This window comes from Alteromonas sp. ALT199, from assembly GCF_018619335.1.
GTDB lineage: Bacteria > Pseudomonadota > Gammaproteobacteria > Enterobacterales > Alteromonadaceae > Alteromonas.
Window position 1 is genome coordinate 1 of record NZ_JAHHDX010000116.1, and the last position, 832, is coordinate 832.

At 44.0% G+C, this 832-nt stretch carries 2 protein-coding genes; both read left to right on the plus strand.

What is annotated here, in order from left to right:
* On the plus strand, window positions 1–548 hold a 548-nt coding region (fabR, locus tag KL866_RS12395; protein WP_214995264.1), incomplete at its 5' end, for an HTH-type transcriptional repressor FabR.
* Window positions 549–683: 135 nt separating this feature from the next.
* Window positions 684–832, plus strand: a 149-nt coding sequence (locus KL866_RS20640; protein ID WP_214995265.1) for a DUF1330 domain-containing protein, incomplete at its 3' end; no start/stop codon positions are given.

Below are 832 nucleotides of genomic sequence, written 5' to 3' on the forward strand. Positions count from 1 at the left end.
ATGCTGCATTTTTATTATTAGACGAGAACCGCAGTTTATCTGCAATTAGCTTGCGTGAAGTTGCCCGAGAAGCTGGCATTGCTCCTACTTCTTTTTATCGACACTTCAAAGATATGGACGAGTTGGGTTTAACGCTAGTGGATGAAGCTGGTCTAGCGCTTCGTCAGCTTATGCGTCAAGCTAGAAGGCGCATTGCTTCAGGCGGTGGCGTCATCCATACCTCTGTTGAAACCTTCATGGAGTTCATCGCGGCCAATACAAACGTGTTTCGCTTGTTGTTGCGCGAGCATACCGGCACGTCATCTGCTTACCGACTAGCAGTATTCAGAGAAATTCAACATTTCATCGATGAACTTACTGACTACATCATCGAACAACAAGGGGTGGAATACGCCTGTGCTCAGTTACAAGCTGATGCAATGGTAAGGTTAGTATTCAGCGCCGGAGCCGAAGCATTAGAAGCAGACGATAAGCTTAGAAGTGAAATAGGTGAAAGAGTGAAAGCCCAACTACGCTTTGTTCAACTAGGCGCTGCGCAAAAAGCCTAGCGCTGAAGAATTATCAAATATCCTATGAAACAGATTCTACTGTAAACCTTCTTATTACATAGCATTGTACTTGTTAAGCTCTCAACACAATAACGCTGGATTCAGCCAGTAAACTTCAAAAAAAGAGAGCCAGATATGTATTATTCAGTTTTAGAAGTCACACCTACCGATGAAGCGTGGATCCCTCACTATGTAAAACTCGCAGCAGATATAGTGTCGAAACATGGCGGAAAGTATCTAGCGAACAGTGCGAATCATCAAACTTTGGAAGGCGAGAGAGAAGA